Source organism: Azoarcus sp. Soil_N_20 (assembly GCF_057656155.1).
In genome coordinates, this window is sequence record NZ_JBDGKX010000009.1 from 200,172 (window position 1) to 216,084 (window position 15,913).

The 15,913-nt window shown below is 65.3% G+C and carries 15 protein-coding genes; 7 read left to right on the plus strand and 8 right to left on the minus strand.

Features of this window, described 5'->3' with window-relative positions; genetic code table 11:
- Nucleotides 1–33 precede the first annotated feature (33 nt).
- Entirely contained in the window at nucleotides 34–363 is a 330-nt protein-coding gene (gene grxD / locus AC3A35_RS18540; protein ID WP_487437668.1) for a Grx4 family monothiol glutaredoxin, read from the plus strand.
- A gap of 265 nt (nucleotides 364–628) precedes the next feature.
- Here grxD and AC3A35_RS18545 read toward each other — a convergent pair whose 3' ends face one another.
- From AC3A35_RS18545 to argH, 6 genes are all read right to left on the minus strand, one after another.
- Nucleotides 629–1,705 (minus strand): nucleotidyltransferase domain-containing protein, encoded by a 1,077-nt coding sequence (locus tag AC3A35_RS18545; protein ID WP_487437669.1) that lies wholly within the window; start codon nucleotides 1,703–1,705, stop codon nucleotides 629–631.
- Between the two features lie 17 nt (nucleotides 1,706–1,722).
- A complete protein-coding gene (locus AC3A35_RS18550; RefSeq protein ID WP_487437670.1) occupies nucleotides 1,723–2,571 on the minus strand; it encodes an HprK-related kinase A in 849 nt (282 codons plus the stop codon).
- A 17-nt stretch (nucleotides 2,572–2,588) separates the two neighbouring features.
- On the minus strand, nucleotides 2,589–2,870 hold the full coding sequence (locus AC3A35_RS18555; protein ID WP_487437671.1) for a hypothetical protein: 282 nt from the start codon (nucleotides 2,868–2,870) through the stop codon (nucleotides 2,589–2,591).
- A gap of 12 nt (nucleotides 2,871–2,882) precedes the next feature.
- Nucleotides 2,883–3,428, minus strand: a complete 546-nt coding sequence (locus tag AC3A35_RS18560; RefSeq protein ID WP_487437672.1) for a hypothetical protein — start codon at nucleotides 3,426–3,428, stop codon at nucleotides 2,883–2,885.
- A 257-nt stretch (nucleotides 3,429–3,685) separates the two neighbouring features.
- Complete coding sequence (locus AC3A35_RS18565) at nucleotides 3,686–4,972, minus strand: protein kinase domain-containing protein (protein ID WP_487437673.1); 1,287 nt, start codon at nucleotides 4,970–4,972, stop codon at nucleotides 3,686–3,688.
- A gap of 6 nt (nucleotides 4,973–4,978) precedes the next feature.
- Complete coding sequence (argH, locus tag AC3A35_RS18570; protein WP_487437674.1) at nucleotides 4,979–6,415, minus strand: argininosuccinate lyase; 1,437 nt, start codon at nucleotides 6,413–6,415, stop codon at nucleotides 4,979–4,981.
- 98 nt (nucleotides 6,416–6,513) lie between these two features.
- Between argH and AC3A35_RS18575 the strand changes: the two genes are divergently transcribed.
- Nucleotides 6,514–7,545 carry a sensor histidine kinase gene (locus tag AC3A35_RS18575; protein ID WP_487437675.1) on the plus strand — a complete coding sequence of 344 codons (1,032 nt, stop codon included), beginning with the start codon at nucleotides 6,514–6,516 and terminating at the stop codon, nucleotides 7,543–7,545.
- Nucleotides 7,542–8,300, plus strand: a complete 759-nt coding sequence (locus AC3A35_RS18580) for a LytR/AlgR family response regulator transcription factor (RefSeq protein ID WP_487437677.1) — start codon at nucleotides 7,542–7,544, stop codon at nucleotides 8,298–8,300. The genes AC3A35_RS18575 and AC3A35_RS18580 overlap by 4 nt, the downstream gene beginning before the upstream one ends.
- 15 nt (nucleotides 8,301–8,315) lie before the next feature.
- Here AC3A35_RS18580 and ppc read toward each other — a convergent pair whose 3' ends face one another.
- Complete coding sequence (gene ppc, locus AC3A35_RS18585; protein ID WP_487437678.1) at nucleotides 8,316–11,069, minus strand: phosphoenolpyruvate carboxylase; 2,754 nt, start codon at nucleotides 11,067–11,069, stop codon at nucleotides 8,316–8,318.
- A 39-nt stretch (nucleotides 11,070–11,108) separates the two neighbouring features.
- A complete protein-coding gene (locus tag AC3A35_RS18590; RefSeq protein ID WP_487437679.1) occupies nucleotides 11,109–11,621 on the minus strand; it encodes a thioredoxin fold domain-containing protein in 513 nt (170 codons plus the stop codon).
- 18 nt (nucleotides 11,622–11,639) lie between these two features.
- Here AC3A35_RS18590 and hemC point away from each other — a divergent pair, with 18 nt between their 5' ends.
- The 4 genes from hemC to AC3A35_RS18610 all read left to right on the plus strand — a co-directional run bounded on the left by hemC (nucleotide 11,640) and on the right by AC3A35_RS18610 (nucleotide 15,863).
- Complete coding sequence (gene hemC / locus AC3A35_RS18595) at nucleotides 11,640–12,623, plus strand: hydroxymethylbilane synthase (RefSeq protein WP_487437681.1); 984 nt, start codon at nucleotides 11,640–11,642, stop codon at nucleotides 12,621–12,623.
- A 69-nt stretch (nucleotides 12,624–12,692) separates the two neighbouring features.
- Nucleotides 12,693–13,430: a uroporphyrinogen-III synthase gene (locus tag AC3A35_RS18600; protein WP_487437683.1), complete on the plus strand. Its 738-nt coding sequence runs from the start codon at nucleotides 12,693–12,695 to the stop codon at nucleotides 13,428–13,430.
- A gap of 174 nt (nucleotides 13,431–13,604) precedes the next feature.
- Nucleotides 13,605–14,672 carry a uroporphyrinogen-III C-methyltransferase gene (locus tag AC3A35_RS18605; RefSeq protein WP_487437684.1) on the plus strand — a complete coding sequence of 356 codons (1,068 nt, stop codon included), beginning with the start codon at nucleotides 13,605–13,607 and terminating at the stop codon, nucleotides 14,670–14,672.
- A gap of 9 nt (nucleotides 14,673–14,681) precedes the next feature.
- The gene (locus tag AC3A35_RS18610; protein ID WP_487437685.1) at nucleotides 14,682–15,863 is read left to right on the plus strand and encodes a heme biosynthesis HemY N-terminal domain-containing protein; all 1,182 of its coding nucleotides are present in this window, start codon (nucleotides 14,682–14,684) and stop codon (nucleotides 15,861–15,863) included.
- The last annotated feature ends 50 nt before the right edge of the window (nucleotides 15,864–15,913 follow it).

Genomic DNA, 15,913 nt, shown 5'->3' on the forward strand with positions numbered 1-15,913 from the left:
CGACTATTTCACTCAACCTTTGCAGGTAAGCACATGAACATCCAGGACGTCATCCGCGAGCAGGTCACCACCAACCCCGTCGTGCTCTACATGAAGGGCACTGCCCAGTTTCCGCAGTGCGGTTTTTCCTCAACGGCCGTGCAGATTCTGAACGCCTGCGGCGTCACCGAAATCTACACCGTGAATGTACTGGCCGACGAAGCCATCCGCCAGGGCATCAAGGAATTCGCCAGCTGGCCGACCATTCCGCAACTGTATGTAAACGGCGAGTTCGTGGGCGGCTCGGACATCATGCGCGAGATGTATCAGAGCGGCGAGATGCAGCAATTGCTCAAGGATGCGGGGGTGGTGGCCAGCAACTGAGTGTCCGGCCGCGTCGGGCATCGTCTCGTTCCGCTTGGACCGACGCGCTCACTCTTTGGCGAACCGATCGTCGTCCGTGCAGGCTTGGGAGGCTGTCGGACTTGAGGCTGATCGACGAGCCCGGGGCGAATGGATGCGTCTGTGGCGGTCCATATCCGTCCGTTCGTTCGTTGCATGGACCAACGATGCGCCTCAAGAAACGGCCGAATCTGTCGTCGTTTCTCCACTCGGCTCGTGACGACGACCGCTCACGGCCGACCGCCTCCTAGACGCCGGCTCCGATCGATTTCTGGCTTAGCCTTGTTTGAAGCCGACGTCCGCCCTTGCGCGCGAGATGTGGCAGGAGTAAGTGGAGGGGCATTCGCAGCAAGTGATACCGCGTCAGCATGAGATTTCGTGCAAGTCGAACGTGGAGCGGGACCGGGGTGTCCGGATTGGATGGCAGCAAGGCCAGCGGCGCGAGCGTGTCCATGCAGCGCCGAGCAATCTTTGAGGGCGTCCTTGATAGCGATGCCGGGATGATTGCCGGCACCGGGCAATCGAGCAAGCGGCGCGCGTAATGAAGTCCGTACCAGAGCGGCCGTTCCAGCCCCAGTTGCGAAGCGCGGCGTACGAGACGATCCCAGAACCCCGATTCTTGCGAGAAGGTGCGCAACAGTCCGTCGATATCCACCACTTCCCGCACCCGCAGCGCGAGGTCACCGTCATGAAAGCAGTGCAGGCATGCGTGCAGCACCTGATCTTCTGCGCACAGGACGCGAAACGGGGTGCCGGCGAGTGGGATGCTGGCCTCGATCAGCGGCGCAGGATCAAAGCTCAGGCTGCCGGTTACCGGAGTGATTGCATGGTGCAGGTCCACCTCCAGGAAGTGTCCGGGACGTCGGAAAGGCGGGGTTTCGTGGCTCCAGTCGCGGTAGTAGCGCTCGTCGTAGGCGGCGAGTTCGACCGCTTGCCAGCCGCCTGCGCGCAGTCGTTGTTCCATGGCGTCGAGGTGGACGCGGGGAACGAGCAGGTCCACGTCGGAAACGAAGCGCCCGGTTGCCAGGTGCAATTGCTGCGCCAGATAGGCGCCGCCTTTCAGAAGCACAACCGGGAAATCCTTGTCGCACAGCGGCGCAAGGTGAAACAACTCCGCACGCAGCATCTGGCTGCGAAACGCGGCGACGCGTGCGGCGGATAGCAGATGCCGGCGCACCGGCGCCGACAATAGCGGGTTTTGTCCGTTGTTGGCAGCCAGTCGGCCATGCAAGCCGCTCATTCTGGCGAGGCGAAGAATCTGTTCCCAGTCACTCTCGTTGCATTCTATCGGGCCAACTGCGCCCCGCAACATAAGGTCGATCATGGCTGAATGAATCTCTGTCACGGCACCTCCGAAAACAGCTTTTCGATGTGCTCGATGGCTTCATCGAGGACGCCGTATTCCAGTTCGTAGGCGTGTGTCTGCCGCGCAAGGGACGTTACGGCATGGAATCCGACCGGCCCCAGGGTCTGATAATTGAAGCTGTTCAGGCCGAGTCGCATCGCCGAATCCGCAGGATGCAACCGGGTGCAACCGAGCGTGGCGCCCTCCCTGAAGCGGGGAAAGATCACGAGGCGTGGCTTCGCGCCACGGCCGCGGTGGACGAAGCTGGCACGATCGGGTACGAAATGGGCCACGTCGCCCTTGCGCGTGTTCGGGAACACGGGCCCAAGGGTGGCGCCCGGCAACGTCCCGATCACGTCGATGGAGCGGTTCTTCAGCGCCGCGGGTTTGAGCAGGGGAAGCACCATGCCCGACGCCGGATCCAGCACACCGAACTCATCCGAGAGAAAGCGCCAGCCGGCGAGATGCAATGCGCAGGTCAGCGTGCTCTTGCCCGAGCCGGGGGCCGCCGGCAGGATGATGGCGCCGTCATCGCGGGCGACGACCCCTGCGTGCAGCAGCAAGTAGGCGTTCAGTCGTTGGGCCAGCAGCCAGTTTCCGCCCCATTCAAAGAGGGGAAGCGCGTTCTGGAGCGGATAGGGTTCGAAAGGCTGTGAAGCCTCGGACCAGAGATGCGCCTGGCGGCCCCATATCCGCAATGGAGTGCCCGGTAGCACCGCCACGCGCACGTCCACGAACACGGCGGGATCTTCGGCCCGCTGATGCGGATAGACAATGTCCAGATGCTCGTGGAAACGGGCGATCGGCGAGCTGACGGCAATTCGCGCGCCGCCGAGATCGAGCACACGGCAAGGCTCCTGTCTCATCCTTGCGCCCCGGGACGCTTTTTCTCTCCGGCTAGCGTCCTCAACGATGCGACGAGTTGCTCCAGTTCCGGAGGCCAGCCGCCGGCCTGCTCGATCTCTGCGACGAAGCACTCGTACGTTCCGGATTCGATCGCCGTGGCAGCTTCGCGCAGGATCAGCACCGCACCCTCACTCAAGAGGTGCGTCCTCCAGGCAACCGGATCCAGAAAAAGAAACTGCCCGTCCATCGACGGGCAGTGGCATTCGAGCCAGGCGCAAGGGCCTTGTGGTGCAGCCATCAGCGAAGCTGCTCAGCCACCGAAAGTGTAGTTTTCGACGATTCCGGGATTGATTGACGTGAGGCAGGAATGCGCTGCCGGAGCGAATCCGGTGCCTTGATCGCTGTAGGTTGGGTAAGTGCCGATCTCGTTGCCGCTTTCATCGAAATATGCGAGTACCCAAGCTGTTTTGGGATAGGGGGCGCCGCAAGACTTCAGCACTGCGGTAGGCACCAGGTTCTGGGGGGGAGCAACGTTATACACATTGCCAGCTACTGTAAATCCCTCGAAGTTGCCATTGGCATTGAGGTTGCAGTTGCCGTTGGTGCTGCCGGTGCTGCTGTAGAGGTTTACATCGATCCGCTTCCATGCCCACCCGCCCCCTGTTGCCGGCGGCGGACTTTCTGCAAACACGAACTGCGTCGTGGGAAATCCGCCGTCTACCTTGGCGATACATGTCAGCGAAGCCGCGGCAGCAGCGCCTCCATACCCGAGAGTCATCACGGTGGAAGCGCCCAGTGCGCCTTTTAGCAGCGTGCGGCGCTGCTCGACGGCTGCTTCTTTGTGGGTCTTGTCCATGGAGTCCTCTCTCAAACCAATCCCAATGAGACGATTATAGCCATGCCGATAAGTCCGGCACGGGAATGTTTGTCAGATCCGATGCAAATTTCACGCCAGCCGCAAGAAAAAGACACAGTAAATTGATTTGGAACGAATTTGTGCGGGGCCGAAAGTATCCGGATAGGCATGGTGTAAAAAATGTCGACGGTATCGAACGTCATGTTTGATGCCGAAAGCATTTGCCTCACCTTCAGGTTGCGGGCCGCCGCCGAGGTTTACAAATTCGCAATCCGCGAACTCGCGAGCGACAACCGCGTAGACAGCACCTCCAGGAACGCCTTGTAGAAATGCATCCGGCAGGTGTCCGATGCCCTCTGCAATGCCCTTGCCCGGATGGTGATGATTTCGACCTCGGTGGTCGCTTCGATCGAGGCCGAACGGACGCCGCCGCCCGCGGAGAACAAAGCCATTTCGCCAAAGCACTCGCCCGCACTCAGCACATTGAGCAGTTTGCCGCGTTTCTTTACCCGCGCTTCGCCGTCGGCGAGAAAACAGAAGTGGTCGCCGGCTTCGCCTTCCTTCATGATCACGGTACCTGGTCGCAGATGGCTCCACTGCGCGAGCGAGATCACTTCCCACAGTTCTGCGTCGGCGAATTCGCGAAAGAAGGCAATGCCGCGCAGGGTCTGGAACTTCTCGGCCTCGGGCAGCGCGTGGCGGTCGAACGCGATGCTGTGATTGCGAAACGCAAGCGCCAGGTCGTGCGAGAACTCGGCCCAGGTCTGGTAACGGCGGTCGATCTCCTTTTCCATCGCGCGCCGCACGATGGCATCGAGCGCATCCGGGATTTCGGGGCGCAGCTCGATCGGCGGCGGCGGGGTGTCGTGGGCGATCCGGTAGATCAGGCTGTAGTTGTTGTCGGTCTCGAAAGGCAGATGACCGGTCAGCAGCTGGTACATCACCACCCCGAGCGAGTAGATGTCGGTTCGGTGGTCCAGCGGCATCTCGCGCACCTGCTGCGGCGACATGTAGGCGGGTGAGCCGATGCCGGTGATCTGGGTAGCCTCGCTCGCGGCCTGAAGGGCCGCGCCGAAATCGGAGATGCGGATGTCGCTGCCGCCGGGAACGTTGAGCAGGATGTTGGCGGGCTTGATGTCGCGATGGGTGATGCCCTGGTGGAAGGCATAGTCGAGCGCACGGGAGCACTTGAAGATGATCTCGATCAGGCGTACGAAGGGCGGCAGCTGATCGAGATGGGTGAGGGCTTCGAGGGTGCCGCCCGGCACGTACTCCATGACCACGTAGGCTTCGTTGTCACCGATCACCGCATCGAAGATCTGGACGATGTGGGGGTGCACCAGCTTGCCCGCGAGAGCCGCTTCGTTGAGCAACAACTGACGGTACAGACGGCCGCGCTGGCGGTCGCTGACGATCTCCGGGTACAGCTGCTTGAGCGCCACTTCACGCTGGTGGAAGGGATCCCATGCCAGATAGACCGCGCTGGTGGCCCCTTCGCCGAGCAGGCGGCGAATCTCGTACTTTCCGATCCGGTTCGCCACCATTCGAGATCACCCCAATCGTTTGCGGGCGGTGGCGATTGCCGCGCGCACCTGGTCGGGTGCGGTGCCGCCGACATGATTGCGGGAGGCAAGCGAGCCCTCCACGGTGAGGACCGCGAACACTTCGCTGCCAACCCGCTCGGCGGCGCCCGGCACCGGGGCCATGGCTGCGCGCAACTCCTCGAGGGTGAACTGCGGCAAATCGCAGCCGCGGGTTTCGGCTGCGCGCACAGCGAGCGCGACCGCCTCGTGCGCATCGCGGAAGGGCAGACCCTGCTTGACCAGGTAGTCGGCCAGGTCGGTGGCGGTGGCGTAGCCTTGCGACAGCGCGCCGAGCATGCTTGCCGCCTTGACCTTGATCCCGGTAATCATGTCGGCATAGATGCGCAGGGTGTCGATGACGGTGTCGGCGGTATCGAACAGCGGCTCCTTGTCTTCCTGGTTGTCCTTGTTGTAGGCCAGCGGCTGCCCCTTCATCAGGGTTAGCAGCGCGATCAGGCTGCCGTTTACGCGACCGGTCTTGCCTCGCACCAGTTCGGGCACGTCCGGGTTCTTTTTCTGCGGCATGATGCTGGAGCCGGTGCAGAAGCGATCGGCGAGGTCGATGAAGCCGACGCGCGGGCTCATCCACAGGATCAGCTCTTCCGACAGACGCGACAGATGGGTCATCAGCAGCGCCGCGGCGGCGCAGAATTCGATCGCAAAATCGCGATCGCTGACCGCGTCGAGCGAGTTGTAGCAGACCTCATCGAAGCCGAGCTCGGCGGCCACGAATTCGCGGTCGATCGGGTAGCTGGTGCCGGCCAGGGCGGCGGCGCCGAGCGGCAGGCGGTTGACCCGCTTGCGGCAGTCGGCGAAGCGTTCGGCGTCGCGCCGGCTCATCTCGAAATAAGCCATCAGGTGGTGGCCGAAAGTGACCGGCTGGGCGACCTGCAGGTGGGTGAAGCCGGGCATCGGCGTGGCGGCGTGGGCCTCGGCCACGGCGAGCAGGTTGCGTTGGAAGTCGCCGATCAGGACCAGGATCTGGTCGATCGCATCGCGCAGCCACAGCCGGATGTCGGTGGCGACCTGGTCGTTGCGGCTGCGCCCGGTATGCAGGCGCTTGCCGGCGTCGCCCACGAGCGCGGTGAGGCGCTTCTCGATGTTGAGGTGGACATCCTCGTCGTCGAGGCTCCAGGCAAACTCGCCGCGTTCGATCTCGCCCCGGATCTGTGTCATGCCGCGCTCGATGTCGGCGAGGTCGGCGGCGGCGATGATGCCCTGCTTCGCCAGCATCTTGGCATGGGCGAGCGAGCCGCGGATGTCCTGTTGCGCCATGCGTTGGTCGAAGAGAACCGAGGCGGTGTAACGCTTGACGAGGTCGGACACGGGTTCGGAGAAGCGGCCCGACCAGGCCTTGGCCGGCGGGGTGGCGCCGGTGGTCGGAGAGGAGTTGTGGTCTGTCATAATGTCCGTGTTGTGAAGAACGGCCGGCGTCCCCGATTGCGGGCGCGGCCTGCGGTGTTCGGCAATTTTCGGAGCCTGCCTGTCGGCTTGCTCGATCGATGGAAAGTATAAAGCAAAAGGTTCGCCCGCCTGTTCCTGCCGCCTTGCCGGATTTTCGCAATCTGGGGGTCATGTTGCGCGTGCTGCTGGCGGTCAATCTGCTCGCGATACTCACGGTGTTGCTGCGGGTGGACGAGCCTGGCGGGCTGGTCCCCGAGCTGGTGCTGATGGCCGGACGGGTGGAGTTGCCGCTTTTCCTCGTGGTGTTGCTGCTCTATGCGGTCGGCCCCGGTTTGCATCGGTTCGGACGGCGTGCGGCCACGGTCGCGGTGGCGGTGACCGCACTCGCGGCCGTGATGCTGACCTGGCCGCTGCTGCAGGGCAGCGAAGGCGGGAGCCTGTTCCGCTGGCTGAGCTGGGCGCTCGGTGCGGTGGTGATCTGCCTGTTCTATTTCGACTACCGCAGTCGACTGTTTTCGCCGGCATTGACGGAAGCCCGGCTGTTGGCCCTGACCGCCCGGATCCGGCCGCATTTTCTGTTCAATACCTTGAACGGGGTGCTCGGGGTGATCCGTTCGGACCCTCGTCGGGCCGAGCGCGGGCTCGAGGAGTTGGCCGACCTGTTCCGTGTGTTCATGCGCGACAACCGCGAGCTGGTCCCGCTCGGGGACGAGATTGCGCTGTGCGAGCGTTATCTCGGGCTGGAGCAGTTGCGCCTCGGCGATCGGCTCAAGGTGCGGTGGGAGGTACGGTCCGGTCCGGATTCCGCCGCGGCGGTCGCCGAGGCGCTGGTACCACCACTGCTGCTGCAGCCCTTGCTCGAGAACGCGGTATACCACGGTATCGAACCTGCACTCGACGCGGGGGAGGTCGTGGTCCGGATCTCGCGGCGTGGTGCCGATCTGCTGCTCGAGGTGGATAATCCGGCGATCGATCCGAGCTCGCACCATGCGGGCAACCACATGGCGGTGGACAATATTCGCGAGCGTCTGATGCTGTTCTACGATCTCGAGGCCGGGCTGGATATCAATTGCAGTGACGGTCGCTACCGCGTGCGTGTTCGTCTGCCGTTCAGGAGGGAAACGACGTGAGCGGGGCGCCGCTGCGTATCCTGATCGTCGATGACGAGGCTCCGGCGCGCTCGCGTCTGCGCGATGTGCTCGGCGACATCGCCGACACCCATCCGAACCAGGTGGTGGGCATGGCGGCCAATGGCGTGGAGGCGCTGCGGCTGCTCGAAACCGCAGAGGCCGACGTGGTGTTGGCCGATGTCCGCATGCCGGCGATGGACGGGGTCGAGCTTGCCCGCCATCTGACGCGCTTGCCCCGGCCGCCGGCAGTGATCTTCACCACCGCGTACGACGAGTATGCACTGCAGGCATTCGACGTGGCTGCAGTCGATTATCTGCTGAAACCGGTCCGGGCCGAACGTCTGGCAACCGCACTGGGCAAGGTCAGGCGCGTTCCGCTCGGCGACGAGGTGCTGACCGCACTGGCGCCGGGCGAGCGCCGGCACTTCAGCGTCAGCGAGCGCGGCCGCATCCTGTTGTTGCCGGTGGCGGAGGTGGTCTACCTGCGCGCCGAGCTCAAGTACGTGACCGCGAGGACGGCCGGTCGCGACTATCTGCTGGATGAAACCCTGGTGCAGATCGAACAGGAGTTTCCCGGACGATTCCTGCGTATCCATCGTAACTGCCTGGTTGCCCATGCGGCAGTCGAGGGCGTTGTCCGTGCCGGCGAGGATGAAAGCGAGGCGCACTGGGAAATTCTGCTGCGCGGGATGGACGAGCACCTGCCGGTGAGCCGCCGGCAGTGGCCGGTGGTACGACAGGTGCTCGGGCTGTAACACGCCGAACCGGCTTCAGCCGCTATTGCGCAGGCCGGCGGCGACGCCGTTGATCGAGATGTGGATGCCGAGCCGGATGCGCTCGTCGTCGCCCTGTTCGCGGTGGCGCCGCAGCAGTTCGACCTGCACGTGGTTGAGTGGGTCGAGGTAGGGGAAGCGGTTGCGGATCGAGCGTTTCAACAGCGGGTTTGCGGTCAGCAGTTCGTCCTGGCCGGTGATTGCCAGCAGCGCATCCACGGTTTCTTTCCACTCCGCACGAATGCGGTCGAAGATGCTGGTGCGCAGGGCCGTGTCCTTGACCAACGCGGCGTAGCGCGAGGCGATGGCGAGATCGGTCTTGGCCAGCACCATGTCCATATTGGACAACAGGGTGGCGAAGAAGGACCAGTCGCGATACATCGCCTGCAGGCGGGCCAGACCGTCCTCCGGATGCGCCGCCAGCCAGGCCTGCACCGCGGAGCCGAAGCCGAACCAGCCCGGCAGCATCAGCCGGCACTGCGACCACGAAAACACCCAGGGGATGGCGCGCAGATCCTCGATCCGGGTGCCCTTCTTGCGCGAGGCGGGGCGCGAGCCGATGTTGAGGCCGGCGATCTCGGAGATCACCGTCGATTCCCAGAAGTACTGCTCGAAGCCCGGGGTTTCATAGACCAGCCCGCGGTAGGCGGTGAAGGCGGTGTCGGACAGCGTCTGCATGGCGTCGAGAAAGGCCGGCGGCGTGAGCTCGGCGCCGACTGGCCTGAGGCTGCTTTCCAGGGTCGCAGCGACCAGCACTTCGAGGTTGCGGCGGCCGACTTCCGGGTTGCCATATTTGGCGGCGATGACTTCACCCTGTTCGGTAAGCCGGATCTGTCCCTGCACCGCACCTTCCGGTTGCGCCAGGATGGCCTGGTAGCTGGGACCGCCACCGCGCCCGACAGAGCCGCCACGGCCATGGAACAGGCGCAGGCGGATGGCGTGGCGGTCGAAGACCTCGACCAGTTCTCCCTCGGCCTTGTACAGTGCCCAGCCCGAGGTCAGGAAGCCGCCGTCCTTGTTGCTGTCCGAATAGCCCAGCATCACCTCCTGCGTCTCATGGCGTGCGTGGCCGATGAGCGTGCGGTAGATCGGAATCGAGAACAGGCGGTCCATCACCACCGCGGCGTTGTCGAGGTCACCGATGGTCTCGAACAGCGGGATGATGTCGACGTCGAGCGCGTTCTCGAGTGGCCGCAGCAGTCCGGCCTCCTTCAGCAGCACGGCCAGTTCGAGCAGGTCGGATACATCGTCGGTCTTGGAGATGATGCAGTTACGGATTGCCGCCTTGCCATAGCGCAGATGAGCGGCACGCGCGGCGCGGAAGATGCCGAGTTCGGACTCCGCTTCTTCCGAGTAGCTGACATGGGGCGAGGCCAGCGGGCGCGCGGTGGCGAGTTCCTCGAGCAGCAGGGCGCAGCGGCCCGCCTCGTCGAGCGCCTGGTAGCCGGCGCCAGGGCGCGCCACCTCGAGCAGCTCGGCGACGACCCGCTCATGGACATCCGAATTCTGGCGCAGGTCGATCGGCGCCAGGTGGAAACCGAACACGCGCACCGCGCGGCGCAGATGACGCAGGCGTCCGCGCGCCAGCGCTGCACTGCCGTTGGCGACCAGCGAGCGGTGCAGGATGTCGAGATCGTCGCTGAGGGCGTCGGCGCTCGGGTAGGGTTCGGCATCGGCGACCGGATGGCGTACGGGGTCGCTGCCGAGCAGGGCGCGATGGGTGGCCGACAGGCGCGCATAAATCCCGGAAATCGCACGCCGGTAGGGCTCGTCGGAGCGGTGCGGGGAGCGGTCGGGGGAATGCTCGGCCAAGGCGAGCAGGGCATCCGACGCGCTGACCAGGCCCAGCGCGAGCGATAGTTGCGAGCCCAGGGTGTGGAGCTCGTCGAGGTAGTAGCCGAGTGCGGCAGCGGCCTGCATTGCCAGCGCGTGCTCGAGCACCTCGGCAGTGACGAAGGGGTTGCCGTCGCGGTCGCCACCGATCCAGCTGCCGACCTGCAGGAAGGCCGGCAACTCGAGTGCGCCGATCGCGGGGTCGGAGATCGCCAGGCGATCTTCGAGCGTGGCGTAGAGGCGCGGCAGTTCGCGCAGGAAGGTGGTTTCGAAGTAGGACACGCCGTTGCTGACTTCGTCGATCACCGACAGACGGGCGGGGCGCAGCATGCGGGTCTGCCACAGCGTGAGCACGGCACGGCGCAGGGCCTCGAGATTGGTCTCGGCCTCGTCCGGGGTCAGTTGCATGCGGTCGCGCTCGTCGAGCAGGCGGGCGACCACGGTCTGGCAATTGAGGATGCTCTTGCGCTGCACTTCGGTGGGGTGCGCCGTAAGTACCGGCGAAATCAGTGCACCGTCGAAGAAGGCGGCGAGCCCGGAGGGGGTGGCAATTTCCTTGTCGAGCACGTGATCGAGCGCGTAGGCCAGGCTGCCCTCGCGCGGCGCCGAGCCCGCGAGCAGGTGGGCGCGGCTACGGCGGATGTGGTGCTGGTCTTCGGCAATGTTGGCCAGGTGCGAAAAATAGCTGAACGCGCGCACCACCTGTATGGTCTGCTCGCGCGACAGGGCATCGAGAAAGCCCTCCAGCTCGCGCCGCGCGGCGAGGTCGTCGTCGCGGCGAAAGCGCACCGAAGTCTGGCGGATGCGTTCGATCAGGTCGAAGCTTGCTTCGCCCTGCTGGTCGCGCACGGTGTCGCCGAGCAGGCGACCGAGCAGGCGGATGTCTTCGCGCAGGGGCGCGTCCTTGTCATGGGTCATGGGCAGAGAGGTCTGATTGGTCGGGTTGTAGTGGCGTGGTCAGCGTGCTTTCAGGGTGCTGCGTGCGGCGTCGATTGCATTGATGATGTACTGGCCATAGAAGTCGGGCAGGCGCAGGCCGACAATGGCTTGACCCAGCTCTCTGCCGTCGGCGTCATAGAGTGCGACCGTCGGCGTCAGCCGGATTTTTCGTGTTCGCGCAAACGCACGGTGCGTCGTGCGCACGCCGGCGAAGTCGGTGAGCGCCGTATCCGAGTCGATATCGATTTGCCGGAACAGCGCGCGGCCGTGCGACTCGTCAGCCGTCGACAGCGGCACCAGGTAGCGCCGTGCTTCCTCGCACCAGGTGCAGCCGGTCTGGCTGTAAAGCACCACCAAGGGCTGGGCCGATGACCGCATCAAACGGGCATCGGCAGCCAGGTCACCGGCCGCGGGTAGGGCCGTTGCTGCGCTCAGGGCCACCGGTACGCATGCTAGAATCGTTGCCAGCTTGCGCGCCATTGGTGCGAACCCTGATGCTGCAGTGCGGCAAAGTCGCGCTGTCAGCAACATGAAAACCGATTCTCCTGCATGAGTCCTCCTATCGTGAGCCAACCCAACTCCGGATCCCGCCCCACGGCGGCCATCCCTGCAGCCCCCGAGCGTATCGTCATCGCCACTCGAGAAAGTCGTCTTGCCCTGTGGCAGGCCGAGCATGTCAAGGCACGTCTCGAAGGATTGTATCCCGAGTGCCGCGTGGAACTCCTCGGCATGACCACGCGCGGCGACCAGATCCTCGATCGGCCGTTGGCAAAGGTGGGGGGCAAGGGGCTGTTCGTCAAGGAGCTGGAAACGGCGCTGCTCGACGGCCGGGCGGATATTGCGGTGCATTCGATGAAGGATGTGCCGATGACCATGGGCGACGAGTTCACCCTGGCCTGCATTTCGGCACGTGAGGTTCCGCTCGATGCGTTTGTCTCCAATCGCTACGATTCACTGGCCGACATGCCGCCAGGGGCGGTGGTCGGAACATCGTCCCTGCGCCGCGAATCGCAGTTGCACGCACAGTATCCCTTTCTTGGCGTGACCAGCCTGCGGGGCAACCTGGATACCCGTCTGCGCAAGCTCGACGAGGGCCAGTACGATGCCATCATCCTGGCCGCAGCGGGGCTGATCCGTCTTGGCCTGGGCGAGCGGATCCGCTCCACCCTGACGTCGGAGGTGTCGCTGCCGGCCGCCGGGCAGGGGGCGCTCGGGATCGAGTGCCTTGGTGCACGCGCCGACGTGGTGCGCTGGCTGCAGCCGCTCGACGATCCGGATACCTCTGCCTGTGTGCGGGCAGAACGTGCGGTTGCGCGTGCCTTGGCCGGCAGCTGCGAGGTTCCGCTGGGTGCCTACGCGGAGATCCGTGGAGGGGCGTTATGGCTGCGTGGTTTTGTGGCCGTCCCAGACGGTAGTCGCATGGTGCGCGCGGAACGCGAGGGTGCGCCGGCCGACGCCGAGGCGATCGGGCGCGAGTTGGCCGAGGACCTGCGCGCACAGGGTGCCGAGGCGATCCTGGCCGAGCTCGGCTGAGCGGACCGGGCGGGCGTCGTGGCCGCGGGCGAAAGGGCAGGCGGTGCCTGGAACGGGCGGACGATCGTGGTGACCCGCCCTGCCGGACAGGCCGAAACCCTGTGTCGGGCGATCGAGGCGCGGGGCGGGCGTGCCCTGAATTTTCCGCTGCTTGCAGTCAGCCCGGTTGTCGATCGATCCGCATTCGACGAGATCGCCCCCCGACTGGATGCGTTCGATCTGGCGTTCTTCGTCAGTCCGAATGCGGTCAGGTTTGCGCTCGACGGTCTGCTGGCCGTGCGCAAGTGGCCCGAGCGGCTGCGCGTAGCGACCGTCGGCAAAGGCAGTGAACGCGCGCTCGCTGAGCGCGGGTTCGAGAACGTGATTGCGCCCGCTACGGGTTTCGACAGCGAGGCCGTGCTGGCCTTGCCCGAGTTTGCTGCGGACGCGGTGCGCGGGCGCAGCGTGCTTGTCCTGCGGGGCGATGGCGGCCGCGATCTGCTGGGCGAGACCCTCGTCGAGCGCGGGGCCCGCGTCGAATATCTTGCCTGTTACCGGCGCTCCTGCCCCGAGATCGATCCCGCCTTGCTCCTCGGGCCGGTGCTCAGGGGCGAGGTCGATGCCTTGTTGCTGACCAGCAGCGAAGGCGCACGCAATCTGGCGGCCATCGTCGGTGCGGAGGGCATGGGCGTGCTGGGCGACCTGCCCATATTGGTACCGCATGCGCGCATTGCGGCGCAGTGTCGCGCCCTGGGGCTGACCCATGTCATCGCGACGGAAGCGGGCGACGAGGGCTTGTTGCGCGCGCTTGTTCAACACTTTGGTTAAACTCTCGGCATGAAAGAAGAAACCCCCGCACTGGTTCAGCCGCCTTCCGAGGCGCCCCCTTTGTCCGCTTCACAGGCCGGGAGTGGTTCCGATCGCACTCCGGATCCCGCCGGGGCGGCCGCTACCATACCCGCTGCCGGTCCTGCGCGCACTGGCGGCGGCGCGGGGTGGGCCGTGTTGCTGGCGCTCGTGGCACTCGCCGGCGCAGGGTTTGCCGGCTGGCAGGCCTGGGAGCTGCGTGCTCAGGCTGTCGGCCTGCGCGAGGAGCTCGCCAGCCGCCTGTCCGCGGGTGAATCCGTAGCGACCGAGGCGCGGGCGATCTCGCGGCAGCAGCAGGAGTCGATTGCAAGCTTGCAGGGCAAGCTCGGTGCGCTCGAATCGAAGGTGGAAGCGACCGAGGGTCAGGCGGCTGCGCTCGAGACGCTTTATCAGCAGTTTTCCCGCTCGCAGGAAGATGGGGTGGTGGCCGAGGTCGAGCAGGCTGTCACCATCGCGGCGCAACAGCTGCAACTGGCCGGCAATGTCGAGGCTGCCCTGATTGCCCTGCAGGGAGCCGAAACGCGCCTCGCGATGCAGGATCGCGGCCAGCTGGCGCCGCTGCGTCGAGCTCTGGCGAGTGATATCGACGTGCTCAGGCAGCAGCCGGTGGTAGATGTGGCCGGAATGGCCCTGCGTCTCGAGCGTCTGCTCGAGCGTACGGACGGACTGCCCCTGGCCTTTGCCGGCGAGGCACAGAGTGCTCCCGGCAGCACACCCGGGCCGGTGATGGACAGTAGCGGCGTGGCTGCGCTGGATTTCATCGCCCAGTTGGCGCTCGATGTGTGGCAGGACCTGCAAACGCTGGTTCGGGTCGAGCGTCTGGATCAGGCCGCCGAGCCGGTCCTGCTGGCGCCGGCGCAAAGCACTTTTCTGCGCGAGAACCTTAAGATTCGACTGCTTACGGCCCGTCTGGCCCTGTTGGCGCGCGACGGCCGAACCTACGCCGCCGATCTCGCGCAGGCGCGAGGATGGATAGAACGCTTCTTCGATGTCCGCGACGAAGCCGTGAGTTCCGCGATCGCGGAACTGCGCGCGCTCGAGGCCATGCCGGTCACGGTCGAGCGTCACGGCCTGACCAACAGCTTCGGTGCCTTGCGCCTGCTGCAATCGCGCCGGGGTGAGGTGCCGGGTAAGGTCTCGCCGCCGGCCACCGTTCCGTCCGAACCGGCAGGCGATACGCCGGCCGCGGCTCCGCGGAACTGAGGGCCGACCATGCGCGCCCTGATCTGGCTCATCGGTATTTTTGCACTCGCAGCCGGCATGGCAATGCTGGCAGGGCTCAACGACGGCTATGTGCTTGTCGTTCTGCCGCCGTGGCGGGCTCAACTGTCGCTCAATCTGTTGTTGCTCTTGCTGGTGCTCGGTTTTGCGGTCGGGTACCTGGCGATCCGGCTCGTCCGGCGCACGTTGGCGCTGCCGGCCGCGGTTGGGCAGTGGCGGGAACGCCGGCGGCGTCAGCGGGCGGGGCAGGCCTTACGGGACGCCTTGCGGACCTTGTTCGAAGGGCGCTTCACCCAATCCCTGAAATTTGCCTCATCCGCATTTTCGTCGGGCGAGAGCCCCGCAATGGCCGCGCTGCTGGCGGCACGGGCGGCACACGCCATGCATGACGACACCCGCTACCGTATCTGGTTGGGCCGGGCTGCCGACCTCGGCGAGGAGGCACGGGTGGCGCGCCTGATGACCGAGGCCGAACTCGCGATCGAGCACCGCCGCTTCGAAGAGGCTGCGGAACGCCTCGAAACCCTGAAGCTGGCCGGACACCGCCATATCGCAGTCTTGCGTCTGTCCTTGCGGGTAGCCTCCGCACTGCGGCGCTGGGAAGAGGCGCTGCGCCTGACCCGCCAATTGCGCAAGCACAAGGCCTTGTCGGACGAGCAGGCGTTGCCGCTGTTGCGGCGCGCCCACCTCGAACGCTTGCAGGAACGTGCCGGTGAGGGGGACGCGCTTGCGCTGCTGTGGAACGAGATTCCGGCGGATGAATTGGCCGATCGGCGTTTGGTCGAGCGTGCGGTGCCGCTGCTCGCGGATGCGGGCCAGGGCGCCTTGGTGCGGCGTACGCTGGAACGCCTGCTGGACGCGGAGTGGGACGATGGACTGGCGCGTCTTTATGGACACTGTGGCGAGGGGGCCGGCGATGCCGTGGCCTGCCTGGCCAAGGGCGAAGCGTGGCTGAAGCAACATCCGCGGGATGCGGGCTTGTTGTTTGCCTTGGGACGTCTGTGCATCGTGTCCCAGCTGTGGGGCAAGGCGCAGAGTTACCTCGAGGCATCGCTCAACCTTGCGCCCACGGTCGAGACCCATCTGGCACTTGCGCGCCTGCTCGAGCAACTCGAGCATCCCGAAGAGGCCCAGCGCCACTACCGCGCTGCTGCCGAGCGCGTCGCTGCTTGAATAAGACTCGAATGGTCCGGGCCTCGCCGATTCCCTGTTGCGATTCGGCG